This window comes from Streptomyces sp. NBC_00158 (assembly GCF_045160885.1).
Lineage (GTDB): Bacteria > Actinomycetota > Actinomycetes > Streptomycetales > Streptomycetaceae > Streptomyces.
The window spans coordinates 6,949,964-6,967,313 of record NZ_CP108161.1 but is presented as its reverse complement, the minus strand read 5'-3'; the positions used below and the strand labels follow the sequence as shown (position 1 = coordinate 6,967,313).

The window sequence follows — 17,350 nt, the reverse complement described above, 5'->3', positions numbered from 1 at the left end:
CGCCGCGCCCCCCCACCCCCCACCGGCCCTTCCTTCCGTTCCTTCCGTATGGCCGAACCCATGACAAGCAGAGGACCCGATACCCGATGACCGTCACCGAACAGTCCGCCCCCGCCCGGCAGGCGATGCCCGCCGAGGAGCGGTACGCCGCCGAACTCGCCTTCCTCGCCGCCCAGGACACCGGCCCCCGTCCGCCCGGCTGGGCGCTCACCCCGCGCGCGGTGGTGACCTTCGTGTGCGGCAGCGCGGGCGAGGAGCTGGCACTGCCGGGGCGTCGTGCCGGACTCCCGTCGAAGCTGGTGATCGCCCCCAAGTTCGTCGGCGAACGCGCCCTGGTGGAGCGCTGCGTGGTGACCCTGGCCGGGGAGCGCGGGCTGCTGCTCACCGGTGAGCCGGGCACCGCCAAGTCGATGCTGTCCGAGCTGCTGTCGGCCGCCGTCTGCGGCACCAGCGAGCTCACCGTGCAGGGCACGGCCGGCACCACCGAGGACGCCTTCCGCTACGGCTGGAACTACGCGCTGCTGCTCGCCCAGGGCCCCACCCCGCAGGCCCTGGTCGACTCCCCCGTGCTCCGCGCGATGCGGACGGGCCGGGTGGCGCGGGTCGAGGAGATCACCCGCTGCCTGCCGGAGGTGCAGGACGCGCTCGTGTCGATCCTGTCCGACCGGCGGGTCAGCGTGCCCGAACTGACCGCCACCGAGGACGCGGTGGTCGCGGCGGCGCCCGGCTTCACGGTCATCGCCACCGCCAACCTGCGCGACCGGGGCGTCTCGGAGATGTCCGCGGCCCTCAAGCGGCGCTTCAACTTCGAGACGGTCGGCCCGATCGCCGACCCGGACGCCGAGGCCGAGCTGATCCGCCGGCAGGCCGTCGCCGCCGTCGAGCGGGCCGGCGCCGCCTTCGGGGTCGACGACTCGGTCCTCGACGCGCTCGTCACCGTCTTCCGGGACCTGCGCTCGGGGCGCAGCGCCGAGGGCTGGGACGTGGAGCGGCCCGGCACGGTCATGTCCACCGCCGAGGCGGTCCAGGTGGCGGCCTCCCTGGGGGTATCCGCCGCGTACCTGCCGGGCGGTGACGTGCTGGACCTGCTGCCGGGGCACCTGCTGGGCGTGGTGCGCAAGGACGACCCGGCCGACCACGGGCGGCTGCTGGGCTACTGGGACGGCCCGGTCCGCCGCCGGGCCGAGGACGGCTCCGCGATGTGGCGCCGGCTGTGGGACCTGCGCGGGAGCCTGCGTTGACGCTCACCGCCGAACCGCGGGCGGCGGTGGAGGAACTGGCCGCCTGCCGCGAGCCGTACCTGCTGGGGGTGCGCCACCACAGTCCCGCGCTGGCCGCCGTGGTCCCCGCGCTGCTGGACGCGGCGGACCCCGAGGTCGTCTGCGTGGAGCTGCCGGCCGAGTTCCGGCCGTGGCTGCCCCACCTGGCCGACCCGGAGACCGTCGCGCCGGTCGCCCTGGCGGGCCTGGGGGCCGAAGGGCGCCTCGCCTTCTATCCGTTCGCGGACTTCTCCCCCGAGCTGGCGGCGATCCGCTGGGCGCGCGGGCGGGGCGTGGAGGTCGTCTGCTGCGACCTGCCGCTGTCCGACCGGGGCTGGACGCCGCAGGCCGCGCCTGCCGCCGCCGGCCCGTCGGGGGCCGGGTCCTACGCCGGGGCGCTCGCCGCGTCGGGGACCGGGCGCGAGGGCGAGGACCTGTGGGACCGGGCCGTGGAGGTCCTGGCCCCGGGCTGCTCCCCCGAGGCCGTACGCCGCGCCGCGCTCGGCGTCGGCTGGGCGCTGCGGGCCGACGCGGGCGCGGTGGCGGCGGTGGACCTGGCGCGGGAGGCCCACATGCGGGACGTGCTCGCACGCTTCGCCGGACGCCGAGTGGCCGCCGTGACCGGCGCGTTCCACTCCCCCGCCCTTGTGGCTCACGCGGGACCGGACACCAGTGGCGGGGCCGGAGCCGTGGCCGGCCCCGCGGCCGGTGCCACCGCCGTGTCGGGGACGGAGGCCGGGACCGGGACCGGGACCGGGGCCGGGGCCGGACTCACGGCCGGTGCCGAGGCGGAGACCGGGACCGATACCCGAACCGCAGCCGGTGCCGGGGCGGAGGCCGGTGCCGCAGCCGGCGCCGGCGTCGGCGCCACAGCCGGACTCGCGGCCAGGGCCGAGGCGAAGGCCGGAGCCGAGGCCACGCCCGAGGCCCGGACCGCAGCCGGGGCCGAGGCCAATGCCGCCGCCGGGTCGGGGACGGAGACCGGTGCCTCGGCCGAGGCCCGGACCGCAGCCGGTGCCGAGGCGGAGGCTGGGGCCGAGGCGGAGGCCGCCGGGTCGGGGACGGAGGCCGGGGCCGGTGCCTCGGCCGAGGCCCGGACCGTGGCCGGGGCCGGGGCCGAAGAGGAGGCTGGGGTCGCAGCCGCGCCTGCGGGCGGTGTCGGGGCCGCAGCGGGGGTGGAGGTCGGGGGGGTCGTCACCTCGTTCGTGGCGTACTCGCATGATCTGCTCGACTCCCGCTCCGGGTATCCCGCCGGGATCCGGGACCCGTTGTGGCAGCAGGCCGTCTTCGAGGCGGGCGGGGACCCGGAACGGCTGCGGGAGGCGGCCGCGGCCGCCCTCACCCGGCTGTGCCGGGAGCTGCGCCGCGCCGGGCACACGGCGGGCACCGGGGAGGCCGCCGAGACGCTGCGGCTGGCCTGCGACCTGGCGGTGCTGCGGGGGCTGCCCGCCCCCGGCCGGGGTGAGCTGCTGGAGGCAGTCACCACGGTGCTCGGGCAGGGCGAACCCCTGGGCCGGGGCCGGGCGCTGGCCCGCGCCCTGGAGGCCGTGTTCGTCGGCACGGGCCGCGGCCGGACCACCCCGCACGCCCCGCGTTCCGGGCTCGGCCCCTCCGTGGAGGCGGAGCTGGCCGCGCTGCGGCTGCCGTGTCCCGCCGACCCGGAGCCGCGCGAGGTCCGCCTCGACCCGCTGCGCTCCGAACTCGACGGGCGCCGCGAGGTGCTGCTGCGGCGGCTGCTGGTCTGCGGGGCCTCCTACGGGGAGCCCCTGGGGACGGCCGCCACCGGTGACGGCACCGCCCTGGGGAGCAAGTGGCGGCTGTCCTGGAACCCGTCCGTCCCGGCCCGCCTCGACCTGGCGGGGGTCCGCGGCGTGAGCGCCGCCCAGGCGGCCGCGGGGACGCTGCGCGACGTCGCGCGCCGCCAGGCGGCCGAAGGCGGCCCGACGGCGGGTCAGGTACTGGCCGGGCTCGACGCCGCCGCGCGCTGCGACCTGCCCGAACTGGTCGGCGTACGCATGGAGGAGATGGCGGCCGTACTGCCGGACACGGCCACCGTGGCGGAGCTCCTGGAGGCCGTGGACCTGCTGGAGGGGCTGCGCCGCGGCCACCTGCCCGGCGCGGGGGACGCGGCGCGGGCCGTCGCCGGGGAGCTGGCCGGCGAGCTCCTCGACGCGGCGCTGCGGTCCCTGCCCGGCCTCGCCGGCAGTGACGACCCCGCCGACGCGGGCGCCCTGGTGGCCCTCGCCGACCGGGCCGCCGCCCGCCGGCTGGGGCTGCGGATGGACGCCGCCCTGGCCGAACTCGCATCCGGCGCGGGCCCCCTGATGCGGGGTGCGGCCCTGGCCGTACGGGTGCTGCTCGACCTGGACCCGGCGCACGCGCTGGGTTCCCGTGCCGCCGCCTGGGTGGACGGGGCGGCCACCCCGGACGGGCGGCGCGCGCTGGCCCGCCGCCTCGCCGGGCTGCTCACCGCCGCCGGGCCGCTGCTGGGCGCCTCCCCGGCCGCCCTCACCCCGCTGCTGGACCGGGTGGACTCGCTGGCCGACGGGGCGTTCCTGGAGCGGCTGCCCGCGCTGCGCGCCGGGTTCGACGTGCTGGCCCCGGCCGCCCGGGAGCGGCTGCTGGACGTGGTCACCGAGCGGATCGGCGACCGCGTCGACCTCGCGCTGGACGCGCCGCCCGCACTGCTCGCCCTGTGGGCGGCCGCCGACGCGGCCGGTCTGGCCGCGCTGAAGGAACTGCCGCTGCCCGGTGGTCCGCCGGACACGGCGGGCGTCCCGGTCGGCGCGCCCGTCCGCGTTCCCGCCGACGCGGCGGCGCCCGCGCTCCCCGCCCGGCCCGCGCAGGAACGGCGGCTGGCGCCCGCCGACCGGTGGCGGCTGCTGCTGGGCCGTCAGCGCGACCGGCTCCCGGCCGGCGCGCGGCCCTACGCCCGCGCACTGGACGAGCTGTACGGCGCCGGGCGCGGCGAGGGCTCCTCGGACGTGGAGCGGCCCGGCTCCGGCGGCGGGGACGAGGCCTCCTTCCCGACGGCCCGCGAGTGGTCGGCGGAACTGGAGTCCCTGTTCGGCGCCGACGTGCGCGAGGAGGTCCTCGCCGACGCTGCCGGGGCGGGCCGCACCGACGTGCTGGCCCAGCTCGACCCGGCGGCGGTGCGCCCCTCCGTGGAGCTGCTGACCTCGGTGCTGTCGCTGGCCGGCGGCATGTCCGAGGCCCACCTGGCCCGGCTGCGGCCGCTGGTGCGCAGGCTCGTCGACGAACTGGCGAAGGAGCTCGCCACCCGGCTGCGCCCGGCCCTCTCGGGCGTGGCGACCCCGCGCCCGACCCGCCGGCCGGGCGGTCCGCTCGACCTGGCCCGCACCCTGCGGGCCAACCTGGCGCACACCCGGCGCCTCGACGACGGCCGGGTTGTGGTGGTCCCGGAGCGTCCGGTGTTCAGCACGCGGACGTCGAAGGAGGCGGACTGGCGGCTGATCCTGGTGGTGGACGTCTCCGGCTCGATGGAGGCGTCCGTGGTCTGGTCGGCGCTGACGGCGGCGGTGCTGGGCGGGGTGCCGACCCTGTCCACGCACTTCCTGGCCTTCTCCACCCAGGTGGTGGACCTCAGCGGCCGGGTCGACGACCCCCTCTCGCTGCTGCTGGAGGTCCGGGTCGGCGGCGGTACGCACATCGCCGCGGGCCTCGCGCACGCCCGCAGCCTGATCACCGTGCCGAGCCGCACGCTGGTCGTCGTGGTCAGCGACTTCGAGGAGGGCGGCCCCGTCGGGGGTCTGCTCGCCGAGGTGCGGGCGCTGGCCGCGTCCGGTGCCCATCTGCTGGGCTGCGCCGCGCTCGACGACTCGGGCGCGCCCCGCTACTCGGTGCCGGTGGCGCGGCAACTCGTCGCCGCCGGGATGCCGGTGGCCGCGCTCAGCCCTCTCGCCCTCGCCCGCTGGGTGGGCGACCGACTCCGTGGGGAGCCCCGATGACCAGCCCGCTGTTGCCGCCCGTCACCGCCGAGGTGGTCGCGGACGCGGTGGAGAACCTGAGCGCCCGGCTGCGCAAGAAGCTGGACGCCGCGATCGAGGGCTGCCCGGAAGGTGTCGGCGCGGACGGGGCCGTCGCCTTCCGCTTCGGCGAGGACGCGGTGGTCACCCTGCGTCCGGGGCCGTCGGGGGCGGTCACGGAACCCGGACAGGCCGTCTGCGGCTGCCTGCTGGCGCCGCGCTGCCTGCACCGGGCGGCCGTACTGGGGGCCGCGCCGCTGGCCGAGCCGTCGCCCGAGGACCCGGACGGGCCCTCGGCCGGGGAAGGCCCCGGTGAACGGGACGGGGCCGGAGCCGCGTCGGACGCGCGGCCCGAGGGGGACGCGCCCGCACGGGCGACGCCGGGGCCGGCCACGGCGCCGGGTTCCGGGCCGGACGCCGGAGCCGGTGCCGGGGCCGGGGCCGGCTCGGGCTCCGGGGACGCGGGCCGGGAGGCCGACGCACCGCCGACGCCGGCCCAGGTGCGGGCCGGGGCCGCGCTGTGGGCCGTGGCGGCCGAGGCGCTGGCCGCCGGTGTCGTCGCCGGGGGCGCGGTGGCGCAGGCCGAACTGCTGCGCGCCGCGCACACCGCACGGCTCGCGGGGCTGCCGCGCGCGGAGGCCGCCGCCCTGCGCGTGGTACGGGGACTGCGGGCGGCGCGGGAGCGCCGGGCCGGCCAGCGGCTCACCGACCTGGCCGCCGCCTTCGCGGAACTGCTGCGCACCGCCGCGCTGCTGGCGTCCGGGACGGGCGGTCCCGGGCTGACGGGCGGCGGCCGGCGCGCCTACGCCGCCGGGGGCGGCATCCGCGTCCACGGCCTGTGCCGGGAGCCCGTGCTCACGGCGACGGGCTACGGCGGTGTGGTCACCCACCTGCTGGGCGCGGACGGCGTCCGCTACACGCTGTCGGACGTCCGCCCGGGCGGGCTCGCCCGCGCCCGGGGCGCGGGGGCCGCCTCCGTGGCCCTGGGCGGGGCCGCCCTCGACCACGCGGGGCTGGCGCGCGGGGGTCTGCGCATCACCGGGGCGACGGTCTCCGCGGACGGGCGGCTCGGTGCCGGGCGCGGGGTCCGGGCGGTGCCGGCGCCGGGCGCGGCCTGGGACGAGGAGCCGCTGGCCGCGCTGTTCGCCCGCCCGGCGGCCGAAGCCGTACGGGAACTCCTGGCGCGGGACGCCGAACCGGGCCTGCTGGGCTGCGACGTCCAGGTGGTCGGCGCGGCCGGCGAGCACCTGCTGGTGCGGGAGCTCCGCGCGGACGCGCCGCTGCTGCGGCTGCGCCCGGCGCATCCGCACCCGGAGCTGGCGCACACCGCCAACCTGCGCCGCCTGGCCGGGCATCCGGGGCTGGCGATGCGCGTCCTCGGCCGCCCGGACCCCGACCGGGCCGCCACCCTGAGCCCGCTCGCTGTGGGGCCGGTGCCCGGGGCGGAGCACACGCTGCGGCTGCCGCCGGAGTGGCGCGACCGGGCCGACCTGGGCTACGACCGGCTCCAGGGCAGTCACTTCCCGGACGGCGGGGCTGCCGCAGGGGTGGTGGCCGCCGGCGGGCCGGGTCCGGACCCGGTGGCCGACTCACCGCTGTGGCGGGTGCGGCGGCTGCTGGAGACGGGTGTGGCCGGCGGCCGCCGGGCGGTGGCGGAGACCGGCCGGGGACCGGAGCCCCTCTCCGCGTACGGGCCGCTGCGCCGGGCCGGGTTCGGGACGGCGGCCGACCTGGCGGGCACGCTCGTCGCGGAGGCCGGGCGCCGCCCCCGCGACGCCTTCGGCCGGCTCACCGAGCCCTCGTCGGAGGGCTACGCCTGGGCCTGGCTCGCGGCGTCCGCCCACCTGGAGGCCGCCCACCGATCCCTGGTGGCCGCCTCCTGGGACTGATCCGGCGCGGGGAACGGGTCGGCAACTGGCGGGCGCCATCGTCCGATTGTTCCCGATCCGTTCCCGACGGCGGGGGTGGTGCGTGGTTGGATGTCCGGTTATGGGTAGTCTTCCCGGGTCAGTTCGCGAAGCGTCTCGTCCGGGGTGGGGTCATGAATCGTCACACAGGTGTACGCGGCGGGGTGGTGGCCGTGGCGCTGCTGCTCGGTGTGAGCGGGTGCGGGGGCCCGGGGAACTCCGGGGACGGCAAACCGGCGGGGAAACCTGGCGGTGCCAGCCCCTCCGCTTCGGCGCCGGCCCCCGCGTCCTCCCCGTCGGCGCCCCCTCCCGCGGGCGACGCCAAGCCCGCCTCCGGGGACGTGCTGCCGGGGATGGTGGACGCGGCCTCCGCCCGGACCCAACTGGCCGCCCTCACCACCGGCAAGCCCGGCACGATGGCCGGGTACAGCCGGGACAAGTTCACCCACTGGGCCGAGCAGGGCAACAAGTGCGACACCCGCGAGACCGTACTGGGGCGTGACGGGGCGAACGTCGCACAGGACTCCGAGTGCCGCGCCGTCTCGGGCAGCTGGAAGAGCCTGTACGACGGGGTCTCGGTCAACGAGGCCTCGAAGCTGGACATCGACCACATGGTGCCGCTGGCCGAGGCCTGGCGGTCCGGCGCGGCCCGCTGGGACGCCGCGAAGCGCAAGGCCTTCGCCAACGACCTGACGCGGCCGCAGCTGCTGGCCGTCTCGGCCGCGTCCAACCGCTCCAAGGGCGACCAGAGCCCCGACCTGTGGCAGCCGCCGGACCGGTCGAGCTGGTGCCAGTACGGGCGGGCCTGGACCACCGTGAAGTCCCACTACGGCCTGACCGTCACCGAGGCCGAGAGGGCCATGCTCACCACCATGATCGACACCTGCGCCTCATGACCGCTCCCCGGCAGTGGCAGGACGAGGTCCTCGCGGGTCCCGGCGGCGCCATGACCGACGAGGTCGGCGTCATCACGGGCCCGCTCACGCTGCGCACCACCGGCGGGGCGGACGGGAAGGTCCGCTTCGACATCCAGTACACGGACGCGGACGAGTGGTACACGCTCACCGGCAGCCCCGTGGCCCACGGCGATCCCCGGGCCCTGCACGAGGCCGCGCTGCGCGCGGTCCGCGCCGGTGGCGGGGCCTGCGCTCCACCCCCGGGCCCGGCGGACCCGTTGGGCCGGTCGGGTGACCGGCGATAACTCCTGGGCCGGGAGGCAGTTGGTCAGGTCGTCCCGCCGGGGACAGCACATGCGACAGAAGGATCCTCACGATGCTCAAGAAGTTCATGGCCACCGCCGCCGTCACCGCCTCCGTCCTGGGTGCGGGCGCCCTCACGGCATCCCCGGCGATGGCGATCGGCAATGACAACGGGATCAACACGGTCAACGGCAACAACGCCGACCAGATCTACGGAAACCAGGAGACCTCGGGCAAGATGAGCCCGCAGCTCTCGGCGGTCCAGGGCTCCCTGAACAAGCTCTGCGTCGGCCTGCCGGCCAAGGTCAACGTCCAGTCCGTGCTGGCCCTGATCAACATCGGCGTCCAGGACATCCCGATCGCCTCCAACCCGCAGAACCAGCAGTGCACCGAGAACTCCACCCAGGCCAAGGGTGACGAGACCCTCTCGCACATCGCCGAGAACATCCCGGTCCTGTCCGGCAACCTCTCGGCCGGCAGCTGACCCAGCGGCCCCGGAGCGGCGTGGCGGTCGGACCGCCACGCCGCTCCGGCACGTCCGGGCCCGTCCCGGCACGATCCGGCCCGTCCCGGCACGATCCTGCCCGACCCGGCTCCGAGGGCAAAGGATTTGGTCTAGACCTTGACAGGTCCAGACCACTATCGGTTCAGTGGCGGTAGTTGTCGCCCCCCACCTCCCCGCGACAATTCCCCCCACCTCAGGAGCAGTTACGTGATACGCACGCTTCGCCGCCGCACCCTCTCCCTCACCGCGGCCGTCGCCGCCACCCTGGGCCTCGCCGTCGCCCTGCCCGCCTCGCCCGCCGCCGCGGCCCCCGCCTGCGCCGGGGCCTGGAGCTCCTCCGCCGTCTACACGGGCGGCGCGAGCGCCTCGCACGGCGGCCACAACTGGCAGGCGAAGTGGTGGACCCAGGGCGAGACGCCCGGCACCACCGGCCAGTGGGGCGTCTGGTCGGACCAGGGCGCCTGCGGCGGCGGGGGCCAGGACCCCGACCCCGGCACCGGCAACCCGTCCGGCTTCGTCGTCAGCGAGGCCCAGTTCAACCAGATGTTCCCGAACCGGAACCCGTTCTACACCTACAACGGCCTGGTCGCGGCGCTCTCCGCGTACCCCGGCTTCGCCAACACCGGCGACGACACCGTCAAGCGGCGCGAGGCGGCCGCCTTCCTCGCGAACGTCTCGCACGAGACGGGCGGCCTGGTGTACATAGTGGAGCAGAACACCGCCAACTACCCGCACTACTGCGACGCCTCCCAGCCCTACGGCTGTCCCGCCGGCCAGGCCGCGTACTACGGCCGCGGGCCCATCCAGCTCAGCTGGAACTTCAACTACAAGGCGGCGGGCGACGCCCTCGGCATCAACCTGCTCGCCAACCCCTACCTGGTGGAGCAGGACCCGGCCGTCGCGATGAAGACGGCGCTCTGGTACTGGAACACCCAGAACGGCCCCGGCACGATGACCGCGCACGCGGCCATGGTCAACGGCGCGGGCTTCGGCGAGACCATCCGCTCCATCAACGGGGCCCTGGAGTGCAACGGCGGGAACCCGGCGCAGGTCCAGAGCCGGGTGAGCAAGTACCAGAGCTTCACCCAGCTGCTGGGGGTCACCCCGGGCAACAACCTGAGCTGCTGACGGCGCGCGGGCCCCGGCCCGCCGTCCCGGCTCACTCCCGGCTCACTGGCCGCGCAGCGCCGTGGCCAGCTGGGCACGGGAGCGGACGTCGAGCTTCTGGTAGATCCGGGTGAGCCGGGCCTCCACCGTCTTGACGCTCAGGAAGAGCTTCGCCGCCGCCTCCTGGTTGCTCGCTCCCCCGGCGACCAGGAGGGCGAGCCGGGCCTCCGCCTCGGTCAGGGCCGCCACCCCGGGGTGCGGCCCGCAGCTCTCGGGGGCGTTCTCCCGGGCCAGGTCCAGCCAGGGCCCGGCCCCGGCGGCCTCGAACAGCTCGGCGGCGGCCCGCAGGGCGGCCCGGGCGGGGGCGCGTCGGCGGCGCCGGCGTTCCACGCGGGCCAGCGCGAGCAGGGTGCGGCCGTGTTCGAGGGGGAGTCCGAAGGCGCCGAACCGCTCGGCGGTGGCCTCGAGCAGGGCGACGGCCGCCTCCGGCTCGCCCCGCGCGGACAGGCACAGCCCGCGGGCCCGGTCCAGGGCCGCGAGCACGGTGGTGCGGCCGAGGGAGCGGGCGACCGGGGCGACCCGGTCCAGCAGCCCGGCGGCCTCCCCGGGCGCGTCGGCGGCGACCAGCGCCTCGGCGAGCTCCCCGTGCCAGCGCAGTACGGAGGGGTCCACCACCTGCTGGGCCTCCTCCAGGGCGGCGACCCGGCTGAGGGTGGCGACCGCCTTCGCGGCCTCGCCGGTGGCGAGTTCCACGGTGCCGAGCGCGTACAGCCCCCGGGACAGGAAGACCTGGTCGCCCTCCTCCTCGGAGGCCCGGATGCCGCGGCGGGCGTACGCGGCGGCGCGGGCGAAGCTCCCGCCGGCGGCCTCGGCGGTGGCGGCCACGTACCAGGCCGGGCCGGGTGAGAGGCCCGCCTCGATGGTGAGCTCCAGGGCGCGGCGGGCGTGTGCGGTGCCGCGGACGCAGCGGCCGCGCCGCAGTTCGGCCTCCGTCATGCTGCGCAGCACCTCGAAGACGTCCTCGGCGGAGCCGGTGCGCTGCACGGCGGGGAGCAGGACGAGGAGCTGGCGGCGGGCGTCGGTGAGCCGGTCGTCGAAGAGGGCGTGGCGGACGGCGAGGAACTGGGGGGCGTTGCGCATGCCGAGGGGGACCTCGGGGGCGGGCAGGGCGAGGGCCTCGGCCAGGATGTCCTCGGCGTCGGGGTCTCCGAGGATGCGTCCCATCCGGGCCCGGACGGTCAGGGCCATGGCTTCGGCGACCTGGTCCCCCCCGGCCTTCGCGAGTGCTCCGGCCTCGGCGGCGGCGTCGCGGGCGCGGACGGGGTCGCCGTCGCCGATGTTGTGCTTCCAGGCGATCCGCAGCTGGACGGCGGCCTGCAGGGAGGGGTCCCCGGCGGCGTCGGCGACGGCGTGGGCGATGGTCTCGTCGAGGTCGGCCAGGGCCTGCCCGGCGGCGTCGATCACCGCGAGCCGGGCCCGTACCCGCTGGGCGGGCGAGGCGTCGCGGGCGAGGACGGCGCGGGTGGCGCGGCGGGCGAGGTCGGCGCGGCCGGCCCAGCCGGCGTCCTCGGCGGCGCCGACGAGGCGGGCGAGCTCCTGCCGCGGGAGGGCGGCGGGGGTGCGTTCGGCGGCGAGCAGCCCGAGCTCGGCGGCGAGGGCCCGCTGCCCCCGGCGGCGGCAGGCGTCGGCGGCCCGGGTGATCTCGGCGGCGAGGTCCGCGTCGGGGGTGTCGACGGCGAGCGCGCGGTGGCGCACGGCCTGGACCGGGTCGTCCACGGCGGCGGCGAGCGCGGCGTGCCCGGCGGCCCGTTCGGGCCAGCCGGCGTCGGCGGCCAGGGCGGCCGGCAGGGCGCCGGCGGTGAAGGCGACGGTGCCGTCCTCGGTGACGGTGACCAGTGCGGCCCGTTCGGCCTGCGCGAGTTCCGCCTCGGCGTCGGGGCGTCCGGCCCGGCGGAGCAGGGCGGTGGTGGGGCGGGCGGCGAGCGCGGCGAGCAGCAGGGTCGGGCGGGTCCGGCCGGGGGCCGCGGCGAGGAGGCGGCGGGCGACCTCGCGGGCCTGGCCGGTGACGGGCAGGGTGTCGGCGTGGTGGGCGCAGCCGCCCTGGCCGGCGGCTTCGGCGAGGGAGTGGCCGAGGGCGAGGGCGAGGCGGGGGTTGCCGCCGCTGGCCTGGTGGATGCGGCCGGCGAGGCGGGCGGGCAGTCCGTGGCGGAGCAGGAGTTCGGCGACCTCGTCGGCGCCGAGCGGGGGGACGTGGACGACGGGGGTGCCGGGGCCGCAGAGGGATTCGGCGACGGGGTCGGCCTGGACGCATTCGGCGGCGAGGACGCGGACGTGCGGCGGGGTCAGGCGCAGGACGAAGCGGAGCAGGTCGGTGCTCTCGGGGTCGAGCCACTGGGCGTTGTCGAGGACGAGCAGGACGGGGCCGGGGGCGGCGAGGCTGCGGAGCACTTCGACGACGGCCAGGCGCAGGGCTACGTGGTCGCGGCCGGCGCGGGGGGCGTCGGCCTCGCGGCGGAGCAGGGCGACGGCGGTGCGCTGGGGTCCGGCGAGGCGGTCGAGGGTGGTGCGGGGGACGGAGGCGAGGAGGGCCGCGGCGGCGGCCTCGGGTATCTCCCGGTCGCAGGCTTCGGGGGCGAGGCGCAGGACGGTTTCGCGCCGCCGGGCGGCGGCGGCCGCGACGGCCCGTGCCACCTCGGTCTTTCCCGACCCGGCGCAGCCCGTGAGGACGGCGCGGCCGTGCGTGGTCAGCGCGCGGTCGACCGCCTCGATGAGTGCACCGTGTCCGACGTTGGTGTCAGCGTTCCCCGTCGCCGCCACGCACAGCCACCAGCCTTTCGCGCCCCTGCTCCTGTGCCCTTCCTGTGAGACGCGACAATACGAGGTCAGCCCCCCGACGGACCCGGATTGTGACGCAGAATTCAGTCAGGCGGCAGGAATGCGCGGCGGGTCTGCCGGTACGGGAGGTACCGGCAGACCCGCGCACTGGATTGGTCCGTACCATCGGTCCGTCAGAACGGAGTTGGGGGGCTCCGCCGGGACCGGTGCGGGACCGGGGTCAGAAGCCGAGGCTCCAGGAGTCGATCTTGCCGGTGTCGCCGCCCGCGTTGTCGTTCACACGGAGCTTCCAGGTGCCGTTCGCGACCTCGGAGGAGGCGTTGACGGTGTAGGTCTGGTTGATGTTGTCCGTGCTGCCGCCGGCCCGGTTGTGCAGGGTGTAGACGGTGCCGTCGGGGGCGACCAGGTCGACCTTCAGGTCACCGATGTAGGTGTGCGCGATGTTCACGCCGACCTGGAGGTTCGCCGGGGCGTTGCCGGTGACACCGGTGACGGTGATCGGGCTCTCGACCGTGGTGTTGTCGCCGATGGCGACGTCCGCGGTGTTCTCGAAGGCCGGGGTGGGCTGGGTCGAGGTCACGGCGTTGACGGTCGCGGTGGCGTCGGCGAGGCCGGTGCCGCAGCCGCCGGTGCAGGTGCCGGCCAGCGGGCGGGCGTTGGCCTTGATGGCCGACTCGATCTGCGCCGGGGTCAGCGAGGGCTTGGCCGCGACGAGGAGGGCGGCGAGGCCCGCGACGTGCGGGGCGGCCATGCTGGTGCCCTGGTACGGCTTGTAGATCTCGGCGCCGGGGGTGGTGGTGCCCGCGTTCAGCGTGGAGAGGATGCCGTTCTCGGGGGTGGTGACGGTGCCGGGCGTGTCGGTGGCGCGGCGGGTCTCACCGCCCGGGGCGGCGACGTCGATGATCGCGCCGTAGTTGGAGTAGAAGGAGCGGTCACCGGTGCGGTTGCTGGCGGCGACGTTGATCACGTTGTTGCAGCTGGCGGGCGAGAAGCCGGCCGCGTCCGCGTTGCTGTTGCCGGCGGCGACCACGACGGTGGTGCCGCGGCCGACGGCCGCGTTGATCGCGTTCTGGTAGCTCGCGGTGCAGGCGCCGGAGCCGCCGAGGCTCATGTTGATGACCTTGGCGGGGGTGGCGTTCGCCGGGACGCCCGCGACGGTGCCGCCGGAGGCCCAGGTGATGGCGTCGACGATGTCCGAGGTGGCGCCGCCGCACTTGCCGAGCACGCGGACGGGCTGGATCTTGGCGTTGTACGCGATGCCCGCGACGCCCTTGCCGTTGTTGGTCGCGGCGGCGATGGTGCCCGCGACGTGGGTGCCGTGCCAGGAGGAGTCGCTGGCCTTGGAACCGGTGCCGCACTCGCCGGCCGCGCTCCAGTCGCCCTGGTCGGCCGGGTTGTTGTCGCGGCCGTTGCCGTCGCGGGCGGCGGTGGAGCTGCTGATGAAGTCGTAGCCGGCGACGATGTTGGGGGCCACGTCGGAGTGGGCCACGTAGCCGGTGTCGATGACGGCGACGGTGACGCCGGAACCGGTGGTCTTGTCCCAGGCGGCGGGCACGTTCATGCCGGCGGTGGGCTCGAACAGGTCCCACTGCTTGGCGTACTCGGTGTCGTCCGGGGTGGCCATGGCGTAGGCGCGGGAGTCCGGCTCGACGTAGGCGACGTCCGGGTCGGCGCGGAACTGGTCCATGACCTTCGCGGCGTCGGCCGGGGCGGTCGCACCGCCGAGGTTGACGAGCGCGGCTCCGGTGCCGAGACGGCGGTCGAACTTGGCCTTCTTGCCGGCCTTCTGGCCCTTGGCGGCGGCGTCGGTCGCGGCCGCGTCGTTGGAGCTGGCCTCGGAGGCCGAGGACTTGTAGCCGACGATCAGGTTCTCGACCGGGGCGGCGGCGGGGGCGGCCGGGGCCGCGGCGGCCGGGAGGGTGGAGGCGGCCGGGTCGCTCGCGGGGGTCACGGCCACCGCGGAGGTGGCGGCGCCGGCGAGCAGGGTGACGGACATGGCCACGACGGATATGAGCCGACGTCTGGGTGCGTGCACGTTGTTCCCCTTTACGGGCCGGATCCGGGCAGGCCGGAGCGGCCGGTCGGTGCAGTGTGGGAGGTGGAACAGGCGGTGGCGGGGCCCGGACGGGCTGGTCGAACCCGCCCCGGCACCGCCGCGCCACGTCGCCCGGCCGCAACGGCGGGGCAGGGCGACGGCGTACCCGGCGGTCGCCGCGTCCGCGGTCGTTTCACACCATGTGGGGTTGGTGCGGGGCCGCCCGGGGCGCGGAAGATCGCCGGTGGGCAGACAGTAGGCAACGCGGGAGTGAACCCGATACGGGGAAAACCCTTGTCCGGACCCTGTGGGGCCCCTCCCCCGCCCAGGGTTACCGGGGGTCGGCGGAGGTCGGGGGGATCCGGGGGGTCAGCGCGGGTTGAGCCTGCGGAAGTACGTCCAGCTGGACTCGTTGGGCTCGGCCCACTTCTCGGGGGCGCGGGCGAACTCCGGGTGGTGCGCGGCGATGTACGCGCGGGTGCGCTCGGGCACCTCGTCGTAGGAGGCGAGCTTCACGCCGCGGCAGTGGAAGGTGAGGCCGCCGGGGCGCTGCCCCTGTTCCATCCAGGGGAGCCAGGGGGACATCCGGGTCCACGACATGGTGGCGGGGACGCTCGGGGCGTCACCGGCCAGGGCGGCGGCGGAGGTGAAGAACTGGAAGAGCTCCAGGGCCCGGTAGGTGTCGTCGGCGGAGTTCAGCGGGTAGTCGGCGACCGGCAGCGGGGAAGGGTAGGCGAGGGGGATCTCCAGGCTGAAGCAGACCTGGTCGCCCAGATCGGTGCGCGGGACGGGGAAGGGCCGCCACCGCTGGTTGGCCGGATCGTTCCAGACGTGCACCACGGGCTTTCCCTGCCAGGTCTCCAGGATCTCCCGAGTGGCGGGGTCGAGGTAGAAGGCGGCCTCGCGGGAGAGCATCCGGTAGCCGCCGGCCTCCTCGTCGGCCTCCAGCCGGGCCGCGTTGAGCCCTTCGAAGCCGAAGAGCCGGCGGTAGGGCTCGCCGGGGGCCCAGGAGTGGACGTCGCCGGTCCACCAGAAGACCGTGTCACCGCCGTCGAGGGAGGCGCGGGTGCGGGCGAAGGCGTGCAGGAGCTCTTCCGGCGTCATACGAGAACTCTCGGGGGCGGGATCACTGGCGGACAAGCACCGTCCGGGCCAACCTGGGCCGGCGCCGGGCCGGAACGCCGGGGCCGGGACACCGCGCGGAGCGGACTGCGGTACCGGGCCCGGGACCGCGGCGGACACCGAAACCGGTGGACCCGGGACCGGGGCCGGAATCCGGGTCCGGACCGGGGCCGGTGCGGGTGAGGGTACCGGGGCCGGTGCGGGAACCCCGGAGCCGGGCCGGGGCCCGACGCCCGGGACCGTGAGCCGCTGAGCAGGGGCCCCCGCGACACCTCCGAACGCGCGGCAGCGCCCTGGTACGGACGCCCGGTTGACGGTCCGGCGCGGCAGCGGCGACCGTGACCGTCATGGGGAACGGAAACCGCCTGCTGGCGCTGCTCGTCTGCCTGGTGCTGGGCGCCGGGCTGGCCGCCGCCGTGCTGGGCGCCTCCCGGGCGGCCGGCCCGCGCCACACCGGCACCGTCGGCGGCCGCGTGGACCTCGCCTCCGTCCCGCCCGACCCCGCCCCGCCGCCGCCCGGACCGGACGCCTCCACGGGCACCGTGACGGTGGACTGCGGGCGCAACGAGGAGGGCCACTGGAACGAGGACAACCTCGTGGTCTCGCCGGGCCTGCGGGCGGGCGCCCACCACACCCACGCGTACGTGGGCAATCTGTCCACCGACGCCCTGTCCACCGACGCCTCGCTGTCCGCCGCCGCCACGAGCTGCGCCGGCGGCGACCGTTCCACGTACTACTGGCCGGTCCTGCGGCGCACCGACCGGCCGGGCGGCCGCGCCCACGAGGGCGCGGCGGGGCACGGGAACACCGGGGAGATCCTGCCCGAGGCCTCGGTGCGGGTGGAGTTCCGGGGGAACCCGGTCGGCAAGGTGGTGCCGATGCCCCGCTTCCTGCGCGCGATGACGGGGGACGCCGTGGCGTACACGGCACCGACGGACGCCGCCGTCCGGGCCCGCTGGGGCTGCTCGGGCACCCCCGGCCGGTCCACGACCGGCTACCCGCGCTGCCCGGCCGGCCAGCTGGTGACCCGTACGCTCGTCTTCCCCTCCTGCTGGAACGGGCTGGACGCGGCCGCCCCCGACCACCGCTCCCACCTCGCGTTCCCCTCCGGCCAAGGGGTGTGCCCCCAGGGCACGTTCGCGGTCCCCGAGCTGCGGCTCTCGCTGGCCTACGCGGTGGCACCGGGGGTGCCGATCGCCCTCGACTCCTTCCCGGAGCAGCGGCACAGCCCGAAGACGGACCACGCGATGTTCGTGGACGTGATGACCGACGGGCGGATGGACGAACTGGTCGCCTGCCTCAACGAGGGCCGCACCTGCCGGACGTGAGTGACGCGGGTCACATGAACCGTCGGGCCCTCGCGGGCGTGTTCCGACCGCACGACGCGACACGAGG

The 17,350-nt window shown here is 76.7% G+C and carries 11 protein-coding genes; 8 read left to right on the top strand and 3 right to left on the bottom strand.

What is annotated here, in order from left to right:
* Positions 1-86 precede the first annotated feature (86 nt).
* The 7 genes from OG553_RS31895 to OG553_RS31865 all read left to right on the top strand — a co-directional run bounded on the left by OG553_RS31895 (position 87) and on the right by OG553_RS31865 (position 9,984).
* Positions 87-1,241, top strand: a complete 1,155-nt coding sequence (locus OG553_RS31895) for an AAA family ATPase (RefSeq protein ID WP_405982308.1) — start codon at positions 87-89, stop codon at positions 1,239-1,241.
* On the top strand, positions 1,238-5,227 hold the full coding sequence (locus OG553_RS31890) for a DUF5682 family protein (protein ID WP_405982307.1): 3,990 nt from the start codon (positions 1,238-1,240) through the stop codon (positions 5,225-5,227). Before OG553_RS31895 ends, OG553_RS31890 begins: the two co-directional genes overlap by 4 nt.
* Entirely contained in the window at positions 5,224-7,134 is a 1,911-nt protein-coding gene (locus OG553_RS31885; protein WP_405982306.1) for a hypothetical protein, read from the top strand. Before OG553_RS31890 ends, OG553_RS31885 begins: the two co-directional genes overlap by 4 nt.
* Positions 7,135-7,286: 152 nt before the next feature.
* Positions 7,287-8,048 (top strand): HNH endonuclease family protein, encoded by a 762-nt coding sequence (locus tag OG553_RS31880; RefSeq protein WP_405982305.1) that lies wholly within the window; start codon positions 7,287-7,289, stop codon positions 8,046-8,048.
* Complete coding sequence (locus OG553_RS31875; protein ID WP_405982304.1) at positions 8,045-8,353, top strand: hypothetical protein; 309 nt, start codon at positions 8,045-8,047, stop codon at positions 8,351-8,353. The genes OG553_RS31880 and OG553_RS31875 overlap by 4 nt, the downstream gene beginning before the upstream one ends.
* A gap of 71 nt (positions 8,354-8,424) precedes the next feature.
* Positions 8,425-8,835 carry a rodlin gene (locus tag OG553_RS31870; RefSeq protein ID WP_405982303.1) on the top strand — a complete coding sequence of 137 codons (411 nt, stop codon included), beginning with the start codon at positions 8,425-8,427 and terminating at the stop codon, positions 8,833-8,835.
* Between the two features lie 228 nt (positions 8,836-9,063).
* Positions 9,064-9,984, top strand: a complete 921-nt coding sequence (locus OG553_RS31865; RefSeq protein WP_405982302.1) for a glycoside hydrolase family 19 protein — start codon at positions 9,064-9,066, stop codon at positions 9,982-9,984.
* A 42-nt stretch (positions 9,985-10,026) separates the two neighbouring features.
* Here the strand turns inward: OG553_RS31865 and OG553_RS31860 are convergent, their stop codons facing one another.
* From OG553_RS31860 to OG553_RS31850, 3 genes are all read right to left on the bottom strand, one after another.
* Entirely contained in the window at positions 10,027-12,780 is a 2,754-nt protein-coding gene (locus OG553_RS31860) for an AAA family ATPase (protein WP_405982301.1), read from the bottom strand.
* A gap of 238 nt (positions 12,781-13,018) precedes the next feature.
* Positions 13,019-14,794, bottom strand: coding sequence for a S8 family peptidase (locus tag OG553_RS31855; protein WP_405983199.1), 1,776 nt, complete (start codon positions 14,792-14,794; stop codon positions 13,019-13,021).
* A 408-nt stretch (positions 14,795-15,202) separates the two neighbouring features.
* Positions 15,203-15,937, bottom strand: coding sequence for a DUF1838 family protein (locus tag OG553_RS31850; RefSeq protein WP_405982300.1), 735 nt, complete (start codon positions 15,935-15,937; stop codon positions 15,203-15,205).
* Between the two features lie 365 nt (positions 15,938-16,302).
* Here OG553_RS31850 and OG553_RS31845 point away from each other — a divergent pair, with 365 nt between their 5' ends.
* The gene (locus OG553_RS31845; protein WP_405982299.1) at positions 16,303-17,283 is read left to right on the top strand and encodes a DUF1996 domain-containing protein; all 981 of its coding nucleotides are present in this window, start codon (positions 16,303-16,305) and stop codon (positions 17,281-17,283) included.
* Positions 17,284-17,350: the final 67 nt, after the last annotated feature.